Here is an 18,453-nt window from a genome sequence, read left to right as displayed (position 1 = left end):
GGGCGGCGGCCCGGTCCGTCCCGGGCGGGGCGCGGGTCGGCCCCGGGCACGCGTGAGGCCCCCGCCGAGGTGGCTCGGCGGGGGCCTCACGGATGCTCTGCTCGCAGACGGCCTGCGGCTCAGCGCTTCGACTTGGGGGTGGCCAGGCGGGTGCCCGACCATTCCTTGCCGACGGAGATGCTCTTCGTCTGGGAGAGGCCGGCTGTCTGTGCGGCATCGCTGATGTCGCTGGGCTCGACGTAACCGTCCCTGCCGGTCTTCGGGGTCAGCAGCCAGATCATGCCGCCGTCCTCAAGGAGACCGATGACGTCCACCAGGGCGTCCGTGAGATCGCCGTCCTCGTCGCGGAACCACAACAGCACCACGTCGGCGACGTCGTCGTAGTCCTCGTCGACCAGGTCCTGGCCGATCAGCGATTCGATGCCTTCACGGAGCTCGTGGTCAACGTCGTCGTCGAAGCCGATCTCCTGGACCACCTGTCCGGGCTCGAACCCCAGCCTGGCGGCCGGGTTGGTCCGCTCCTCCGCGTGGTCCGCGGTCGCGCTCACGGCTTGCCTCCTGATCGTGTTTCGGGATTGGGGTCTCCCCCCGCTCGTCCAGAGCTCGGGAGAGTCTCAGCCACGCGCGTGCGCGCAGCATTGGCCGTAGTCCACACGGGCGGAGCGGATCGCGCAAGTACCCGGCCGTCGAGACCGCCGAAACGGTGACGATCCCGGCAGTGCCGACGCAACTCCCGCAGGGCCATGATCCGGCCACGTGACGCGCACCACACCCTTCTGCCCCATTTAAGGGCTTCGGAACCATCGCCGCCTCCGTGAACCGAACGGCTTTGCGGGACGCGTCACGTACTGAGCGTATCGTTGCGTTTTGGTCGGGCCCGTCCCGGTGCTCCGCACGAACGTCTCGGTTACCCCTTGGTAGAGATGACGTACGGGTTCCCGAGGTACACGATGGGGAACGGTGCGAACACGGGGAAAACCCACCGCAGACAGCCCTCTGACAGCGAAGGAACAGCGTGGCTTCCGGATCCGATCGCAACCCGGTCATCATTGGCGGCCTTCCCAGCCAGGTCCCGGACTTCGACCCTGAGGAGACTCAGGAGTGGCTCGACTCCCTCGACGCCGCCGTCGACCAGCGCGGCCGTGAGCGCGCCCGCTACCTCATGCTGCGGCTGATCGAGCGGGCGCGCGAGAAGCGCGTGGCCGTGCCCGAGATGCGCAGCACGGACTACGTCAACACCATCGCCACCAAGAACGAGCCGTTCTTCCCCGGCAACGAGGAGATCGAGCGCAGGATCCTCAACGCGACCCGCTGGAACGCGGCCGTGATGGTCTCCCGGGCGCAGCGCCCGGGCATCGGCGTGGGCGGCCACATCGCGACGTTCGCCTCCTCCGCCTCGCTCTACGACGTCGGCTTCAACCACTTCTTCCGGGGCAAGGACGAGGGCGACGGCGGCGACCAGATCTTCTTCCAGGGGCACGCCTCGCCGGGCATCTACGCCCGCGCGTTCCTCCTGGACCGGCTCTCCGAGCAGCAGCTCGACGCGTTCCGCCAGGAGAAGTCCAAGGCGCCCCACGGGCTGTCCTCGTACCCGCACCCGCGGCTGATGCCGGACTTCTGGGAGTTCCCCACCGTCTCGATGGGCCTCGGCCCGCTCGGCGCGATCTTCCAGGCGCGGATGAACCGCTACATGGAGGCCCGCGGGGTCGCCGACACCTCGAAGTCGCACGTCTGGGCCTTCCTGGGCGACGGCGAGATGGACGAGCCGGAGTCGCTCGGCCAGCTGTCGATCGCGGCCCGCGAGGGCCTGGACAACCTGACCTTCGTGGTCAACTGCAACCTCCAGCGCCTGGACGGCCCGGTGCGGGGCAACGGCAAGATCATCCAGGAGCTGGAGTCGCAGTTCCGCGGCGCCGGCTGGAACGTGATCAAGCTGGTCTGGGACCGCACCTGGGACCCGCTGCTCGCCCAGGACCGCGACGGCGTGCTGGTGAACCGGCTGAACACCACGCCGGACGGGCAGTTCCAGACGTACGCCACGGAGACCGGTTCGTACATCCGCGAGCACTTCTTCGGCGACGACCACCGGCTGCGCGCGATGGTCGAGAACATGACCGACGACCAGATCCTGCACCTGGGGCGCGGCGGGCACGACCACAAGAAGATCTACGCGGCGTTCTCGGCGGCCAAGATGCACAAGGGCCAGCCCACGGTGATCCTCGCGCAGACGGTCAAGGGCTGGACGCTCGGCCCGAACTTCGAGGGCCGCAACGCCACGCACCAGATGAAGAAGCTGACGGTCGACGACCTCAAGGGCTTCCGGGACCGGCTGCACCTGCCGATCGCCGACCGGGAACTGGAGGACGGCGCGCCGCCGTACTACCACCCGGGCCGGGACTCGGAGGAGATCCAGTACATGCACGACCGCCGCAAGTCGCTCGGCGGGTACGTCCCGACGCGTGTCGTGCGGTCGAAGCCGCTGGCCCTGCCGGAGGACAAGGCGTACGCGAGTGTGAAGAAGGGCTCGGGTCAGCAGTCCATCGCGACGACCATGGCCTTCGTGCGGCTGCTCAAGGACCTCATGCGGGACAAGGAGATCGGCAAGCGCTTCGTGCTGATCGCCCCCGACGAGTACCGCACCTTCGGCATGGACTCGTTCTTCCCGAGCGCGAAGATCTACAACCCGCTCGGCCAGCAGTACGAGTCGGTGGACCGCGAGCTGCTGCTCGCCTACAAGGAGTCGCCGACCGGCCAGATGCTGCACGACGGCATCTCGGAGGCCGGCTGCACGGCCTCGCTGATCGCGGCGGGCTCGGCGTACGCCACCCACGGCGAGCCGCTCATCCCGGTCTACGTCTTCTACTCGATGTTCGGCTTCCAGCGCACCGGCGACCAGTTCTGGCAGATGGCCGACCAGTTGGCGCGCGGCTTCGTCCTGGGTGCGACCGCGGGACGCACGACCCTGACCGGTGAGGGGCTCCAGCACGCCGACGGCCACTCGCAGCTGCTCGCCTCGACGAATCCGGGCTGCGTGGCCTACGACCCGGCGTTCGGCTTCGAGATCGCGCACATCGTGCAGGACGGCCTGCGCCGCATGTACGGCTCCAGCGAGGAGCACCCGCACGGCGAGGACGTCTTCTACTACCTCACCGTGTACAACGAGCCGATCCAGCACCCGGCCGAGCCGGAGAACGTGGACACCGAGGGCATCCTCAAGGGCATCCACCGCTACGCCGAGGGCGCCTCGGGCACCATCCCGGCGCAGATCCTCGCCTCGGGCGTCGCCGTCCCGTGGGCGGTGGAGGCGCAGCGGATGCTCGCGGAGGACTGGAACGTGCGCGCCGACGTCTGGTCGGCGACGTCCTGGAACGAGCTGCGGCGCGAGGCCGTCGAGGTGGAGCGGCACAACCTGCTGCACCCCGAGGAGGAGCAGCGCGTGCCGTACGTGACGCGCAAGCTCTCCGAGGCCCAGGGGCCGTTCGTGGCCGTCTCCGACTGGATGCGGTCGGTTCCGGACCAGATCGCGCGCTGGGTGCCGGGCACCTACCAGTCCCTCGGTGCCGACGGTTTCGGCTTCGCGGACACCCGGGGAGCGGCCCGGCGCTTCTTCCACATCGACGCGCAGTCGATCGTGGTCGCGGTGCTCACCGAGCTGGCACGCGAGGGGAAGGTGGACCGGTCGGTGCTGAAGCAGGCCGTCGACCGCTACCAGCTCCTCGACGTCACGGCGGCCGACCCGGGCGCGGCCGGCGGCGACGCGTGACCCTCTCCGGGTAGGCGTCCCGCGCGAGGACGCGGCGGGGGCGGCGGGCCGTGGGCCCGCCGCCCCCGCCGCGTTTGTTCCTACGATGCGCTCATGACGCATGTATCGGCTCAGGCCCGTTGGGAGCTGCGCACCCAGCGCCCCCTGCTCGTCCTCGCGGTGGCCTTCGCCCTGGCGTACGCCGTGCCGATCGTGGACGACGACGCGGGCCACGCGGTGAACCTGACCTGCACGGTGACGGAGTGGGTGGTGTGGGGCGCCTTCGCCACCGACTACCTCATACGGCTGGCCCTGGCCCCGCGGCGACGGGACTTCGTGCGCACCCACTGGCCGGACCTGTGCGCGGTGGTCCTGCCGATGCTCCAGCCGTTGCGGCTGCTGCGGCTGGTCTCCACGCTGATGCTCGTGGGCCGGCGGGCGCGGATGGCCTCCCAGATCCGGCTGACCACCTACGTCGGCGGCACGGTCGTCGGGCTGCTCATGTTCGGCTCGCTCGCCGTGCTGTCGGTGGAGCGGGACTCGCCGAACGGGAACATCCGGACGCTGGGTGACGCGGTGTGGTGGTCGTTCACGACGATGACGACCGTGGGGTACGGGGACCACGCTCCGACCACCGGGATGGGCCGGGTGCTCGCGGTCGGCCTGATGCTGTCCGGGATCGCCCTGCTCGGTGTGGTCACCGCGAACATCGCCGCCTGGTTCATCTCCCGGTTCGAGAAGGACGACGTGGAGGAGCGCCGCCAGACGGCGGCGATCGAGGCCCTCACCGAGGAGGTGCGGGCGCTGCGCGCCGAGGTCACCGCCCTCGGCGGCACCCCGGGGCTCCTCCCCCGCCCGCTGCCGTCGGGCACCGAGGAACCCTCCGGCTCCACCCCCTGAGGGCGCCGGCTCCGCTGCGCCGCGCGGGGCTCCGGCGGCGAGGGCGGCAGGCGCCGGAGCGGGGCCCGCAGGAAGCGGGCCGGGAGGTCGGAGCGCGGCCCGCAGGAAGCGGGCCGGGACGGCCGGAGCGCGGCTCGCAGGAAGCGGGCCGGGACAGTCGGAGCGCGGCCGGCCGGCCCCCGGCACGGCCTGGGGGCCCGCGCGCCGCTCTCGGCGGTGCGCGGGCCCCCATGGAGTGACGGCCGGTCGGGTGGTGTCAGAGCAGGCCGTTGCCCACGCCGCCCGCCAGCCAGATGATCGCCAGGAGTGTGTCGATCGCGCCCAGCACGAGGGCGATCAGGGCCGGGACCGGTCCCGAGCCCGTCCAGCGGCGCCCCATCGAGAACCAGCCGCAGACCATCGCGACGGGCCCGAGGACGATGCCCAGCGTGAAGAAGCCGGCCACCGCGCACACGACTCCGATGATGCCCAGGGTCGCGCTGTCCGGCCCGGTCCGTGGTCCCATCCGGCCACGTGAACGGGGGTACCTGCGCGTACCGTTACCGAATCCCGCCATCATCAACTCCTGAACTCCCGTGACCTCTCGGTCGGTTCGGGTCGATGGTCCGGGTACCCCCGTTCCCCGCGGACAGACCTGCGCGCGCCGCCCCCCTCCGGCAGCGCGCCGCAGACCCGGTCCCCCTCCAGGCCGTACGGAGGGCATGACCCAATGTGACCTGCGGCGTGCGCCGGCCGGGAGGGAACCCGGGGGTGATCACCCGGATAGGCGAATCCCGGCCGGGGCGGCGCGCCACGGGACGCCGGAGGCGGGGGCGTCCGGCGCCTCGCGGCCCGTCAGATGTGCCCGGCGCCCGCCCCCGCCGCGTCGGCGTTCACACCGCGCTTGGTGAGCGTCGCGACGAACACGGCCACCAGGGCCACCCCCGCGGCGACGAGGCAGGCGAGGCTCATGCCGGAGATGAAGGTGTCGTGGGCCACGCCCGTGATCCTCGCGGCGATCCCCGCCGGGGTGCCCTCGGGCACCGGCGCGCCACCGCCCCGGACCGCCTCGGACGCCTGGGCGAGCTGGTCCGGGGTGAGCGGCGGCAGCTTGGCCGCGGCCCAGTTGCCCGCGAGGTCGTTGTCCACCTTGGAGGCCATCACGGCGCCCAGCACGGCGGTGCCGAGGGTGCCGCCGATCTGCATGGCGGCCTGCTGGAGGCCGCCGGCGACACCGGACAGCTCCATGGGCGCGTTGCCGACGATGACCTCGGTGGCGCCGACCATGACCGGCGCGAGGCCGAGGCCGAGACCCGCGAACCAGACCGACATGACCAGGCTGCTGGTGCCGGTGTCCAGCGTGGACATCCCGAACATGGACACCGCGGTGAGCGTCATGCCGCCGGCCAGCGGGATGCGCGGGCCCACCTTGGTGATGAGGGCGCCGGCCAGCGGCGATCCCACGATCATCATCCCGGTCAGCGGCAGCAGGTGCAGGCCGGCGTCGACTGGGCTCATGCCGTGCACGTTCTGGAGGTAGAAGGTGACGAAGAACAGGCCGCCGAGGAAGGCGATGGCCATCAGCACCATCAGCACGACACCGGCCGACAGCGGCACGGAGCGGAACAGGGCGAGCGGGATGAGCGGCTCCCGGACACGCTGCTCCCAGAGGGCGAAGAGCACGAAGCCGACGACGGACGCGGCGATGAACGTCCAGGTCAGGCCGTCGCCCCAGCCCCAGGTCGGGGCCTTGATGAGGGCCCAGACCAGGCAGAACATGGCACCGGAGAGCAGGGCGATGCCGAGGAGGTCGAAGGAGCGCGGGGCGTTCGCCGCACGGTGGTCGGTGAGGATCAGCGCGCCGAGGACCAGGGCCAGTGCGCCGACCGGCACGTTGATGAAGAACACCGACTGCCAGCTGACGTGCTGGACGAGCAGGCCGCCGAGGATCGGGCCGCCGGCGGTGGAGGCACCGATGACCATGCCCCAGATGCCGATCGCCATGTTCAGCTTCTCGGCCGGGAAGGTGGCGCGCAGCAGGCCGAGCGCGGCCGGCATGAGCAGCGCGCCGAACAGGCCCTGGAACACGCGGAAGGTGACGACCAGGGCGATGCTGCCGGAGAACCCGATCGCGCCGGAGGCCGCGGCGAAGCCGGTGACGCCGATGAGGAAGGTCTGCCGGTGCCCGAACCGGTCGCCCAGCTTGCCCGCGGTGATCAGGGTGACCGCGAGGGCGAGGAAGTAGCCGTTGGTGATCCACTGGACGTCGGCGAAGGTCGCGCCGAGGTCGTCCTTGATGGCGGGGTTGGCGATGGCGACGATGGTGCCGTCCAGGGCCACCATCATGACCCCGACGGCCACGGTGATGAGGGTGAACCACGGATGGCCGCGCAGGCCCGTGGACGCGGGCCCGTCCGACGGGGAGACCGGAGCGCCGTCACCGGGCTCCGGCTTGTCGATGGTGGTCTGACTAGTCATGTTTTCGAATCTAGTGACAGTCGCTGACAGTTGACAAACCCTTTCACAAGTCGGTAACTGTCACCTCGCTCACAGCCAGGAGTCGTCCCGCGATCCCCGGTGCATCAGCGCACGGCGTCGGACGCGGTGCATCGCACGGCGGAGGCCTCCTCACACCGGGCGTGTGCGGGCGGTCCGGCAACGCGGCGAGGTGCCGTGGCCGTCGCCGCGCGCCCGCCGGGGACGACGGGACAGCCCTTAGGCTGAGCAGGGCCGACACGGCGGGGAGGGGTGGACGAGAGAGGGTTTGCGAGCATGAGCGACACGGCCGGCGGAACCGGCGGGGCGAGCCCCGGCACGGCGGAGCCGGCGGGGACCGCTCCCGCCGCGGCGCCACCGGACCGCCGCCCCGGGCTGCGCGAGCGCAAGAAGCAGCGCACCCGCGACGCCCTGCTGCGGGCCGCCCTGGAACTCTTCACCACGCAGGGGTACGAGCGGACGACCGTGGACGAGATCGCCGAGGCCGTCGACGTCTCGCAGCGGACCTTCTTCCGCTACTTCGCCGGCAAGGAGGACGCGGCCCTCTTCCTGCCCCGGCTCTCCGAGTCCCACTTCATCGACGCGGTGCGCCAACGGCCCCCGCACGAGGCCCCGCTGGAAGCGCTGCGGCGGGCCGTCCTGGAGAGCTGGGACACCATCGGCGAGGCGATCGAGGCCGTCGTTCCGATCGAACTGCACATGCGCACCTACCAGTTGATCGAGTCGACACCGGCGCTGCTGGCGGCGCACCTGCGCCGCTCGGAGGAGATCGAGGAGGAGATCGCCCGCCTGATCGCCGAACGCGAGGGGCTCGACGTGGACGCCGACCCCCGGCCGCGCGTCGCGGTCGCGGTGTTCGGCGGGGTGATGCGGGTGGCGGGGCGCCGCTGGGGCGCGGGCGGGGACACCAGCGTCGCGGCGATCCGCGAGCTGACCGCCGGCTATCTCGACCACCTGGGACCCGCGTTGGCGCGGAAGTGGGACACCCGGGCGGACTGACGGTGCGGCCCGGGCCGGGCCGGCCCCGCGGGACGGCCCGCGCGGACGACCCCCGAACCCCCGCACAGAGCGTCACAACTCGCACACCCGTCCCCGGAATTCACCTACAGAGTGTGACTATTTAACTCAAACTGAACCCGCTTTGCCCCAATTACCCCACCAGAAACGTGATCCCGATCACTCGTTTAACGGGAGGCGCCCGGCTTCTCCTAGGGTGTCCTCCCAGTGACTTCCTTCGACACCACCCCCCAACTCAACGTCTGGCGCGCACTGCTCGCGCTGGCCGTGGTGTTCGTGATGCTGGCCACCAGTGGCTGGACCGCGCTCCACAGCCACCGGGGCCCCTCCCCGCTCCAGGCGTCCCGCTCCGCGTGGGAGCACGGCACCCTCGCCGGGCGGCCGCTGCCGGAGCCCGACGCCGCGCCCGCGCGGCTGGCCGCGTTCTTCGACGGGCTCGACGCCCACCAGCGCTCCCGGCTCGCGCACCGCTACCCGCTCGCCGTCGGCAACATGAACGGCGCCCCGGTGACCCTGCGGTACCAGGCCAACCGCCTCGCCCTGCGCCACGAACGCACCGTCGAGCGGCAGCGGATGCACGACAAACGCCTCTCCTCCGCGGGCCAGCAGGACGCCGGCCGCCGGATGCACCGCTACGACGCGCTCCTCGGGGACGGCCGCAAGGTCCTCGCCTTCGACCCGAACGGATCGGGCCGGGTGGCACAGGTGTTCGGCAACCTCGACACCGCACGGCGCGTCTCGGTCGTGGTGCCCGGCGTCGACACCGACCTGCTCACCTTCCAGCGCACCAACAAGCCCTACTCCGCGCCCGTCGGCATGGCGCGCTCGCTGTACGCGGCGGAGCGGTCGGCGGGACCGGACGCGCGGACGGCCGTGATCGCCTGGGCCGACTACACCGCGCCCAGCGGACTCGGCATCGAATCGGCCACCGCCCGGCGCGCCCAGGACGGCGCGGTCCGGCTCAACGCCCTGCTGCGGGCACTGCCCGGCGGCGCCCCGGTGGCCCTCTACTGCCACAGCTACGGCTCGGTGCTGTGCGGGGTGGCCGCCCACGCCCTGCCCTCCCGGGTGTCGGACATAGCGGTCGCGGGCAGCCCGGGCATGCGGACGGCGAAGGCCGCGCACCTGCACACCTCGGCCCGGGTCTGGGCGATGCGCGACGCGGACGACTGGATCCAGGACGTGCCCTACCTGGAGGTCGGCGGCCTCGGGCACGGCGCGGACCCGGTGTCGAAGGGCTTCGGGGCACGCGTCCTGTCCGCCGACGGGGCGAAGGGACACGGCGGCTACTTCCAGCCGGGAACGGAAAGCCTCCGCAACTTCGCGGAGATCGGCATCGGCGCGTACCGCGCGGTCCGGTGCGCGCACCGGGACGGCGGCTGCCGGGCGGGACTGCCCGCCGGGACGCCGGCCTGACGCGCGGGGACCGGACGGGCCGCGGTACGGCCGCAGAGGGACGGAGGGCGGGGTGCCGCATACGATGGCCCGCATGGGTGACGTACTGGCCGGAATGCATGCCGCCTGGGAGTTCGATTCCGACTCCGTGCTCATCCGCTTCGAGCGGGGGATCCGCACGCCGAAACTGTTCCAGGCACTCGGCGAACGCCGCATCCCGCTGGACGCGGTGGCGGGGGTGACCCTGACGCCGGGGAAGCGGGGCACGGTGGTGCTGCGCGCGGAGCCGAGGCCGGGCGCCGACCCGCTCATGGACGCCGCGGCGGGACAGCTGAAGGAGGGGTGCGACCCCTACCGCCTGGTGCTGCCCGCCGACCGGGAGACCCTCGCCGAGTACTACGCCGACGAACTGCGCTCCCAGCTCACCGCGGACGGGACGCCGGCCGAGCGCTACCTGGTCGACCCGCCCGAGGGTCCCCTCGCCTTCAAGGCCTACGACGGCAAGGCGTCCTTCGACGGCCGGTCCGTGTCCTTCCGCTGGTTCTGGACCGGAGCCTCCTCGGCGAAGTGGAAGTCCGGCGACCAGACCTTCCCCGTCTCCGCGCTGAGCGGCGTCGAATGGCGCTCGCCGGAGGTGTTCGAGGGCCATCTGCGCCTGCTGCGGCGCGAGCCCGGCGCCGCGCAGCCCGCACAGGCCGACCAGGACCCCGCGTCCGTCGTCTTCGGACTCGGCTACGGTCCGGTCCACGAATCGCTGCCGTTCGCGGCGGCCGTCCTCGCCGCGGCGCGCTCCGCGAGCCCCGCGCCGCCGCCCGCGTCCACCGCGCCGCGCCGCGACCCGGCCGACATCGCCGACCGCATCCGCCACCTCGGCGAACTCCACGAGGCGGGGCTCGTCACGGACGAGGAGTTCTCCGCCAAGAAGGCGGAGTTGCTGGCCCAGTTGTAGCGGGACCCCGGGGGCGCGCCCCGCTCCCCGCCGGCCCGGCCGCCCGGGTCAGGTGCGCGCCGGCGACGGTTCCGACGCCAGGGCCCGCCCGGCGTCCCCGTAGAAGCCGATCTTCCGGTCGAGCACCGCGAGGGTGTCCTGGAGCTCGGCGATGCGGGCCCGGACGTCCCGGCGGGTCGCCTCCAGGAGCTCGAAGCGCTCGCGGTACGTGTGATCGCCGGCGCGCACCAGTTCGGCGTAGCGCACCATGTCGGCGACCGGCATGCCGGTGAGCCGGAGCTTGCCGACCAGGCCGAGCCAGTCCAGGTCGCGGTTGCTGTAGCGGCGCTGCCCGGTGTGCGAGCGGTCGATGTGCGGCATCAGCCCGATCCGCTCGTACCAGCGCAGGGTGTGCGCGCTCAGACCGGTGTACCCGGCGACCTCGCTGATCGTGTACTGGTCCTGGCCGTCCGGGCGCCGGACCTCCTCGGGCGGGCCGGCGCAGGTGTCGGCGCCGGTCGCGGTCTCGGCTGTGGTCTCCGTCACGGTCATGCTCCCCACGCTAGAACCCTGGAGTGCGCTCGAAGCAAGCGGGGGCCGCCGAAAAGCGGCGGACGCAACCGCCCGCCGCCCGATACCGTGCCGGTCATGAGCCTGGTACGCCGCGCCACCGCCGAGGACGCCCGGGAAGTGCTGCGCCTGCGCCAGGTGATGATCGACTCGGTCTTCGCCGCGGACGGGTCCACCGCGTGGCACGCCGCCTCGCTGCCCACCGTACGCGCGCGGCTCGCCGATCCCGCCGGGTCCTTCGCGGCCTTCGTGGTGGACCACCCGGACCGTCCCGGCGCGCTCGCCGCCCTCGTCGCCGGGACGGTCGAGTACCGGATCGGGCGGGCGGACAACCCGCACGGAGCCGTCGGCCACGTCTTCAGCGTCGCCACCGACCCGGACGCCCGTCGCCGGGGGTACGCCCGCGCCTGCGTGGAGACCCTCCTCGACTGGTTCCGCGAGCGGGGCGTCGCGCAGGTCGACCTCAACGCGTCCGCCGAGGCGGAGCCGCTCTACGCCTCCCTCGGCTTCGTCCGCAAACCGGACCCCGCGATGCGGCTGCACCTGTGAGCGCCCGGGGCGGCCCGCGCCCCGCCCCGGCCCCGCTCCCGCCCGGGCTCCGCCGCCCCGGCCGCCGCTCCCCGGCGGGCGGACGCCGCCCGCCGCGGCACTAGGCTCGGCCGCATGTCTTTGCAGAGTCTGGCGCTGATCACGAACTGGCCCGTCCCCACCGCCGCCGCCGCGGCCGTCCGCGCGGACGGCACCGTGGCAGGCAGCCACGGCCCGGTGCGGCACCGGTTCGCGCTCGCCTCCGTCACCAAGCCGCTCGCCGCGTACGCCGCGCTGGTCGCGTACGAGGAGGGGGCGATCGAGCTGGACGAACCAGCCGGTCCGCCCGGATCGACGGTCCGGCACCTGCTCGCGCACACCTCGGGCCTGGCCTTCGACGAGCACCGGGTGACCTCGGCGCCCGGGGAGCGGCGGCTGTACTCCAACGCCGGTTTCGAGGTGCTCGGCGAGACGATCGCGAAGGCGGCCGAGATGCCCTTCGCGGAGTACCTGCGCCAGGCCGTCCTCGAACCGCTCGGCATGACCGCGACCACCCTGGAGGGGTCCCCGGCCAAGGACGGCGTCTCCACGGTCGAGGACCTGGTGCGCTTCGCCGCCGAACTCCAGGCGCCGCGCCTGCTGGACCCGCGCACCGTCGCGGAGGCGATGACCGTGCAGTACCCGGGGACGAAGGGCGTGCTGCCCGGCTACGGCCACCAGAACCCCAACGACTGGGGCCTCGGCTTCGAGATCCGCGACGGCAAGTCCCCTCACTGGACCGGCGGTTCGTCCTCCGCGCGGACGTTCGGGCACTTCGGCCAGTCCGGCACGTTCCTGTGGGTCGACCCGGTCGCGGGCGCCGCCTGCGTCGCCCTGACCGACCGCGCCTTCGGCCCCTGGGCCGTCGAGGCGTGGCCCCCCTTCACCGACGCGGTCCTCGCCGACCTCGCCTGACCCCGGCCCGCAGACCGGCGCGCCGGGCCTCCCGCTCCCCGGGGCCGGCCCGCCCGGTGCCGTCCGGCGCGCCGGGGCGCCGCGCGCGGGGAACGCCGGACGCGGGGTCAGCCGACCGCCATCTCCCACATCAGCAGTTCCGCGGGCGCGCCGGCGACGAGTTCGACGCCCTTCGCGTCCGTGAGGCGGGCCGCGTCGCCCTCGCCCAGTTCCTCGCCGTCCAGGCGGACCTCGCCCCGCACGACGTGGACGTAGACGAACGGCGCGTCCGGGACGGCGGCGCGCTCGCCCGACGTCAGCCGGCGCACGTGCAGCATGGCGCCGGCCCCGGGCAGCGCGTAGGGGGTGGAGTCGGCGATGCCGCGCACGATCTCGTACCCGGGATCGCCGCCCGGCTCCAGCGGGGCCAGCCACATCTGGACGAAGACCAGCGGGAGTGCGCCGTCGTTGCGCTCGACGTGCCGGACACCGCCCGCAGCGCTCAGCCGCTGCACGTCGCCGTGGCGCAGCACGGACTCGTGGCCCGCGGAGTCCCGGTGGGTCAGCTCCCCCTCCACCACCCAGGTGACGATCTCGGTGTGCCGGTGCGGGTGCTCGTCGAACCCGGCGCCCGGTTCGAGCCGCTCCTCGTTGCAGGCAATCACCGCTGCGAAGCGGAGGTTGCCGGGGTCGTAGTGCGGGCCGAAGGAGAAGGCGTGGAGCGAGGAGATCCCGGCCGCCGGGTCCCCTCCGCGGTAGCGCTCCTCGGCGCGGCGGACGTCCATCACTCCCCCACCGTAGCCCCGGCGTCCGGCACGGCCCGGCTTTACGGGCGACCCGCCGCCGCACGGCTCCGTCCTGATAAGGCAGTCTTGTCCCGTGCCCGAACCCGAAGCCAGCAACACCGAGCGCCCCGCGCACGACGTCCACGCGCACTCCGCGACCCTGAAGCGGCTGGAGAGGTCGTCCGGCAGCCTCGCCGCGCAGGCGATCACGCGGATGGACGAGACGCTGCCCTGGTACCGGGCCATGCCGCCGGAGAACCGGTCGTGGATCGGGCTGGTCGCCCAGGCCGGAATCGCCGCCTTCACCGAGTGGTTCCGGCACCCCGACGCGCCCCAGGCGATCTCCACCGACGTCTTCGGCACCGCCCCGCGCGAGCTGACCCGGGCGATCACCCTGCGCCAGACCGTGGAGATGGTGCGGACCACCATCGAGGTCATGGAGTCGGCCATCGACGAGGTGGCCGCGCCCGGCGACGAGTCGGTGCTGCGCGAGGCGCTCCTGGTGTACGCCCGGGAGATCGCCTTCGCGACCGCCCAGGTGTACGCGCAGGCGGCGGAGGCGCGCGGTGCGTGGGACGCCCGGCTCGAATCCCTCGTGGTGAACGCCGTGCTCTCCGGCGAGGCGGACGAGGGCGCCGTGTCCCGGGCCGCCGCGCTCGGCTGGAACTCGCCCGAGCACGTGTGCGTGGTGCTGGGCACGGCGCCCGACGGCGACAGCGAGCTGACCGTGGAGGCGATCCGGCGGGCCGCCCGGCACGCCAAGCTCCAGGTGCTGACCGGCGTGCTCGGCGACCGGCTGGTGGTGATCGCGGGCGGCAGCGACAACCCGCTCGCCGTCGCCAAGTCGCTGATCGGCCCGTACGCCGCGGGCCCGGTCGTCGCCGGGCCGGTCGTGCCGGACCTGCTGGCGGCGACCCGCTCCGCGCAGGCGGCGGCCGCCGGGCTGAAGGCGTGCACCGCCTGGCAGGACGCGCCGCGCCCGGTGCTGGCGGACGATCTGCTGCCGGAGCGCGCGATCGCCTCCGATCCGTCGGCCCGCGAGCAGCTGGTGGAGGAGATCTACAGACCGCTGGAGGAGGCCGGCTCCGCCCTGCTGGAGACGCTCAGCGTCTACCTGGAACAGGCGAGCAGCCTGGAGGGCGCGGCCCGCATGCTCTTCGTCCATCCCAACACCGTGCGCTACCGGCTCCGACGTGTGACTGACGTCACCGGCTGGTCGCCTTCGGATGTACGATCCGCGTTCACGCTGCGGATCGCACTGATCCTGGGGCGTCTCGCCGACGGAGATCCCCAGACCTAGCCTTTTGTCGGGGACCTACAATTCCCCCTCGTGTTCTTCGTCCCTGTCCCCACGGGCGGCCGTGGCCGTCCACAAGAGAGAGTGTGAGAGTGCTCGTACTCGTCGCTCCCGGCCAGGGCGCCCAGACGCCCGGCTTCCTGACTCCTTGGCTCGAACTCCCCGGTGCCGCCGACCGCGTCGCCGCGTGGTCGGACGCCATCGGGCTCGACCTCGCCCACTACGGCACCGCGGCCGACGCGGACGCGATCCGCGACACGGCCGTCGCCCAGCCGCTACTGGTCGCCGCGGGCCTGCTGTCCGCCGCCGCCCTCGGTGACGTGCGCCCCGGTGCCGTCGCGGGCCACAGCGTCGGCGAGATCACCGCGGCCGCGTTCGCCGGAGTCCTCGACGACACCGCCGCGCTGACCCTGGTGCGCAGGCGCGGCCTCGCGATGGCCGACGCCGCCGCGATCACGAAGACCGGCATGTCGGCGCTGCTCGGCGGCGACCCCGCGACGACCGTCCCGCACCTGGAGAAGCTCGGTCTGACCCCGGCGAACGTGAACGGCGCGGGCCAGATCGTCGCGGCCGGCACGCTGGAGCAGCTCGCCGCCCTGGAGGCGGACAAGCCCGAGGGTGTCCGGCGTGTCGTCGCCCTCAAGGTCGCGGGCGCGTTCCACACCGAGCACATGGCCCCGGCCGTCGCGGCGCTGGCGGAGGCCGCCGCGGGCCTGACGCCCGCCGACCCGTCCGTCCCCTACGTGTCGAACCGGGACGGCCGGACCGTCGCCACCGGCGCCGAGGTCGTCGAGCGGCTCGTCGGCCAGGTCGCCAACCCGGTGCGCTGGGACCTGTGCATGGAGACCTTCGGGTCCCTCGGCGCGAGCGCGCTGGTCGAGGTGTGCCCGGGCGGCACGCTGACCGGTCTGGCCAAGCGCGCGCTGCCCGGCGTCCCGACGCTGGCCCTGAAGACACCCGACGACCTGGACGCCGCTCGCGCGCTGATCGCCGAGCACGGCGCGGCCTAAGGAGCCCGAGAGCATGTCGAAGATCAAGGCACCCAAGGGCGCCCCGTTCGCGCGCATCGTCGGCGTCGGCGGCTACCGCCCGGTCCGCGTGGTGCCCAACGAGGTGATCCTGGAGACGATCGACTCGTCGGACGAGTGGATCCGCTCGCGCTCCGGGATCGAGACCCGGCACTGGGCCTCCGACGAGGAGACCGTCGCCGCCATGTCGATCGAGGCGTCCGGCAAGGCCATCGCCGACGCCGGGATCGACGCCGACCGGATCGGCGCCGTCGTCGTCTCCACCGTCTCGCACTTCGCGCAGACCCCCGCCATCGCCACCGAGATCGCCGACCGGCTCGGCACGAACAAGGCCGCCGCCTTCGACATCTCGGCCGGCTGCGCGGGCTTCGGCTACGGCCTGACCCTCGCCAAGGGCATGATCGTCGAGGGTTCGGCCGAGTACGTCCTCGTCATCGGCGTGGAGCGGCTGTCCGACCTGACCGACCTGGAGGACCGCACGACGGCCTTCCTGTTCGGCGACGGCGCGGGCGCGGTCGTCGTGGGTCCCTCCGACGAGCCGCACATCGGCCCGACGGTGTGGGGCAGCGAGGGCGACAAAGCCGGAACGATCAAGCAGACGGTCTCCTGGGACCGCTTCCGGGCCGGCGACGCCTCCGGGCTGCCGCTCGACTCCAAGGGCGAGGTCAAGTTCCCCGCCATCACCCAGGAGGGCCAGGCGGTCTTCCGCTGGGCCGTCTTCGAGATGGCGAAGGTCGCGCAGCAGGCACTGGACGCGGCCGGCATCAGCCCGGCCGACCTCGACGTCTTCATCCCCCACCAGGCCAACGAGCGGATCATCGACTCGATGGTGAAGACCCTCAAACTGCCGGAGCACGTCACGGTCGCGCGTGACGTGCGCACCACCGGCAACACCTCGGCCGCCTCGATCCCGCTCGCGATGGAGCGGCTCCTGGCGACCGGAGCGGCGAAGAGCGGCGACACCGCGCTCGTCATCGGCTTCGGGGCGGGTCTCGTATACGCCGCGACGGTCGTTACCCTCCCCTAGGCACTCCGTACCGGATCATCCCATCCGTACGGAACACCGCCACCCCTGCTGGAAACACACCGAAGGAGCGCCTGACATGGCCGCCACTCAGGAAGAGATCGTCGAAGGTCTCGCCGAGATCGTCAACGAGATCGCCGGGATCCCCACCGAGGACGTCCAGCTGGACAAGTCCTTCACCGACGACCTGGACGTCGACTCGCTGTCCATGGTCGAGGTCGTCGTCGCCGCCGAAGAGCGCTTCGACGTCAAGATCCCGGACGACGACGTCAAGAACCTCAAGACCGTCGGTGACGCCACCGACTACATCCTCAAGCACCAGGCCTGATCCTCCGGTCACCTGGGCCGACCGCCCGGGCTCACCCGGGCCCCGTGCCCCGGTCCGCCCGGGCTGATGCCCCGCCACCCGGCGGTGGCGCCGCTGAATCCTCGTATCCGTTGGAGAAAGAATTCCCGTGAGCCCGACCAATCGCACCGTGGTCGTCACCGGTATCGGCGCAACCACACCGCTGGGTGGCGACGCAGCCTCTACCTGGGAGGGCCTGGTCGCCGGACGTTCCGGTGTCCGCCCCCTGGAGCAGGACTGGGCCGCCGACCAGGCGGTCCGTATCGCGGCGCAGATCGCCGTGGAGCCGGGCGAGGTCATTCCCCGTCCGCAGGCCCGCCGCCTGGACCGCTCGGCGCAGTTCGCGCTGATCGCGGCCAAGGAGGCCTGGGCGAACGCCGGTTTCACCGACAAGGCGGGCGAGGACGCGAGCGTCGACCCCGACCGGCTGGGCGCGGTCATCGCCTCCGGCATCGGCGGTGTGACCACGCTGCTCGACCAGTACGACGTGCTGAAGGAGAAGGGCGTCCGCCGGGTCTCCCCGCACACCGTCCCGATGCTGATGCCGAACGGTCCGTCCGCCAACGTGGGTCTCGCCGTCGGCGCCCGCGCCGGTGTGCACACCCCGGTCTCCGCCTGCGCCTCCGGCGCCGAGGCCATCGGCTACGCCATCGAGATGATCCGCACGGGCCGCGCCGACGTCGTCGTCGCCGGCGGCACCGAGGCGGCCATCCACCCGCTTCCCATCGCCGCGTTCGGCAACATGATGGCGATGTCCAAGAACAACGACGACCCGCAGGGCGCCTCCCGCCCCTACGACGTCGCCCGTGACGGCTTCGTCCTCGGCGAGGGCGCCGGCGTCCTCGTCCTGGAGTCCGCCGAGCACGCCGCGGCGCGCGGCGCCCGGGTGTACGCCGAGGCGGTGGGCCAGGGCATCTCGGCCGACGCGCACGACATCGTGCAGCCCGAGCCCGAGGGCCGCGGCATCTCGCACGCCCTGCAGAATCTGCTCGACAACACCGACCTGGACCCCGCCGAGATCGTGCACGTGAACGCGCACGCCACCTCGACGCCGGCCGGCGACGTGGCCGAGCTGAAGGCGCTGCGCAAGGTGTTCGGCGACGACGCCGACCACTTCGCGGTGTCGGCGACCAAGTCGATGACCGGTCACCTGCTCGGTGGCGCCGGTGGCGTGGAGTCGGTCGCCGCCGTCCTCGCGCTGTACCACCGCGTCGCGCCGCCGACCATCAACGTGGACAACCTCGACCCGGAGGCCGAGGCCGCCGCCGACATCGTCCGCGGCGAGGCCCGCAAGCTGCCCGTCGAGGGCCGTATCGCCGCCCTGAACGACTCGTTCGGGTTCGGCGGACACAACGTGGTGCTGGCGTTCCGCTCGGTCTGACGCCGGCCCCGGGCGGGCCGGCGGACATCAGGGCGGTGAGCATCCGGACGGCCTCTCCCCGCTCCAGACGGCCCGCCTTGAAGCGGGTGAGGACTTCGCGTTCG

Annotated in this window: 17 protein-coding genes; 12 read left to right on the top strand and 5 right to left on the bottom strand. The window is 72.6% G+C overall.

Annotated elements, in window-relative coordinates:
- Positions 1-119: 119 nt before the first annotated feature.
- Positions 120-548 (bottom strand): DUF3052 domain-containing protein, encoded by a 429-nt coding sequence (locus tag ACGFS9_RS29940; protein ID WP_081217087.1) that lies wholly within the window; start codon positions 546-548, stop codon positions 120-122.
- 467 nt (positions 549-1,015) lie between these two features.
- Between ACGFS9_RS29940 and aceE the strand changes: the two genes are divergently transcribed.
- Both aceE and ACGFS9_RS29930 read left to right on the top strand, forming a co-directional pair.
- Positions 1,016-3,763 carry a pyruvate dehydrogenase (acetyl-transferring), homodimeric type gene (gene aceE / locus ACGFS9_RS29935; protein ID WP_393257444.1) on the top strand — a complete coding sequence of 916 codons (2,748 nt, stop codon included), beginning with the start codon at positions 1,016-1,018 and terminating at the stop codon, positions 3,761-3,763.
- Positions 3,764-3,856: 93 nt separating this feature from the next.
- Positions 3,857-4,642, top strand: a complete 786-nt coding sequence (locus ACGFS9_RS29930) for a potassium channel family protein (RefSeq protein WP_393257442.1) — start codon at positions 3,857-3,859, stop codon at positions 4,640-4,642.
- A 256-nt stretch (positions 4,643-4,898) separates the two neighbouring features.
- On the opposite strand, the gene ACGFS9_RS29925 is transcribed toward ACGFS9_RS29930, so the two are convergent.
- Together ACGFS9_RS29925 and ACGFS9_RS29920 are read right to left on the bottom strand one after the other, a co-directional pair.
- Entirely contained in the window at positions 4,899-5,201 is a 303-nt protein-coding gene (locus tag ACGFS9_RS29925; RefSeq protein ID WP_393257440.1) for a small hydrophobic protein, read from the bottom strand.
- A 275-nt stretch (positions 5,202-5,476) separates the two neighbouring features.
- Positions 5,477-7,099 carry an MFS transporter gene (locus ACGFS9_RS29920; RefSeq protein ID WP_393257438.1) on the bottom strand — a complete coding sequence of 541 codons (1,623 nt, stop codon included), beginning with the start codon at positions 7,097-7,099 and terminating at the stop codon, positions 5,477-5,479.
- 294 nt (positions 7,100-7,393) lie between these two features.
- On the opposite strand from ACGFS9_RS29920, the gene ACGFS9_RS29915 reads away from it, so the two are divergent.
- The 3 genes from ACGFS9_RS29915 (at position 7,394) to ACGFS9_RS29905 (ending at position 10,478) form a co-directional block, all read left to right on the top strand.
- Positions 7,394-8,116: a TetR family transcriptional regulator gene (locus ACGFS9_RS29915; RefSeq protein ID WP_393257436.1), complete on the top strand. Its 723-nt coding sequence runs from the start codon at positions 7,394-7,396 to the stop codon at positions 8,114-8,116.
- Positions 8,117-8,341: 225 nt separating this feature from the next.
- Positions 8,342-9,550, top strand: coding sequence for an alpha/beta hydrolase (locus ACGFS9_RS29910; protein ID WP_393257435.1), 1,209 nt, complete (start codon positions 8,342-8,344; stop codon positions 9,548-9,550).
- Positions 9,551-9,614: 64 nt separating this feature from the next.
- Complete coding sequence (locus ACGFS9_RS29905) at positions 9,615-10,478, top strand: DUF4429 domain-containing protein (RefSeq protein ID WP_393257515.1); 864 nt, start codon at positions 9,615-9,617, stop codon at positions 10,476-10,478.
- Positions 10,479-10,526: 48 nt separating this feature from the next.
- Here the strand turns inward: ACGFS9_RS29905 and ACGFS9_RS29900 are convergent, their stop codons facing one another.
- Entirely contained in the window at positions 10,527-11,009 is a 483-nt protein-coding gene (locus ACGFS9_RS29900) for a MerR family transcriptional regulator (protein WP_393257433.1), read from the bottom strand.
- Positions 11,010-11,105: 96 nt separating this feature from the next.
- On the opposite strand from ACGFS9_RS29900, the gene ACGFS9_RS29895 reads away from it, so the two are divergent.
- Together ACGFS9_RS29895 and ACGFS9_RS29890 are read left to right on the top strand one after the other, a co-directional pair.
- Positions 11,106-11,576: a GNAT family N-acetyltransferase gene (locus ACGFS9_RS29895; RefSeq protein ID WP_393257431.1), complete on the top strand. Its 471-nt coding sequence runs from the start codon at positions 11,106-11,108 to the stop codon at positions 11,574-11,576.
- Between the two features lie 114 nt (positions 11,577-11,690).
- On the top strand, positions 11,691-12,509 hold the full coding sequence (locus ACGFS9_RS29890) for a serine hydrolase domain-containing protein (protein ID WP_393257429.1): 819 nt from the start codon (positions 11,691-11,693) through the stop codon (positions 12,507-12,509).
- A gap of 107 nt (positions 12,510-12,616) precedes the next feature.
- Here the strand turns inward: ACGFS9_RS29890 and ACGFS9_RS29885 are convergent, their stop codons facing one another.
- Positions 12,617-13,273, bottom strand: a complete 657-nt coding sequence (locus ACGFS9_RS29885; protein WP_393257513.1) for a pirin family protein — start codon at positions 13,271-13,273, stop codon at positions 12,617-12,619.
- A gap of 94 nt (positions 13,274-13,367) precedes the next feature.
- Between ACGFS9_RS29885 and fasR the strand changes: the two genes are divergently transcribed.
- The 5 genes from fasR (at position 13,368) to fabF (ending at position 18,349) form a co-directional block, all read left to right on the top strand.
- The gene (fasR, locus tag ACGFS9_RS29880) at positions 13,368-14,573 is read left to right on the top strand and encodes a fatty acid biosynthesis transcriptional regulator FasR (protein WP_393257427.1); all 1,206 of its coding nucleotides are present in this window, start codon (positions 13,368-13,370) and stop codon (positions 14,571-14,573) included.
- Between the two features lie 89 nt (positions 14,574-14,662).
- Positions 14,663-15,580, top strand: coding sequence for an ACP S-malonyltransferase (locus tag ACGFS9_RS29875; RefSeq protein ID WP_393257425.1), 918 nt, complete (start codon positions 14,663-14,665; stop codon positions 15,578-15,580).
- Positions 15,581-15,593: 13 nt separating this feature from the next.
- Entirely contained in the window at positions 15,594-16,625 is a 1,032-nt protein-coding gene (locus ACGFS9_RS29870; RefSeq protein ID WP_393257423.1) for a ketoacyl-ACP synthase III, read from the top strand.
- 76 nt (positions 16,626-16,701) lie between these two features.
- The gene (locus tag ACGFS9_RS29865; RefSeq protein WP_028800941.1) at positions 16,702-16,950 is read left to right on the top strand and encodes an acyl carrier protein; all 249 of its coding nucleotides are present in this window, start codon (positions 16,702-16,704) and stop codon (positions 16,948-16,950) included.
- Positions 16,951-17,077: 127 nt separating this feature from the next.
- Positions 17,078-18,349 carry a beta-ketoacyl-ACP synthase II gene (gene fabF, locus ACGFS9_RS29860; RefSeq protein ID WP_393257421.1) on the top strand — a complete coding sequence of 424 codons (1,272 nt, stop codon included), beginning with the start codon at positions 17,078-17,080 and terminating at the stop codon, positions 18,347-18,349.
- Positions 18,350-18,453: the final 104 nt, after the last annotated feature.

The organism is Streptomyces sp. NPDC048566 (assembly GCF_043199735.1).
Classification (GTDB): Bacteria; Actinomycetota; Actinomycetes; order Streptomycetales; family Streptomycetaceae; genus Streptomyces.
Note: the sequence above shows the minus strand (reverse complement) of the source record. Positions and strands in the feature narration are given on the sequence as shown.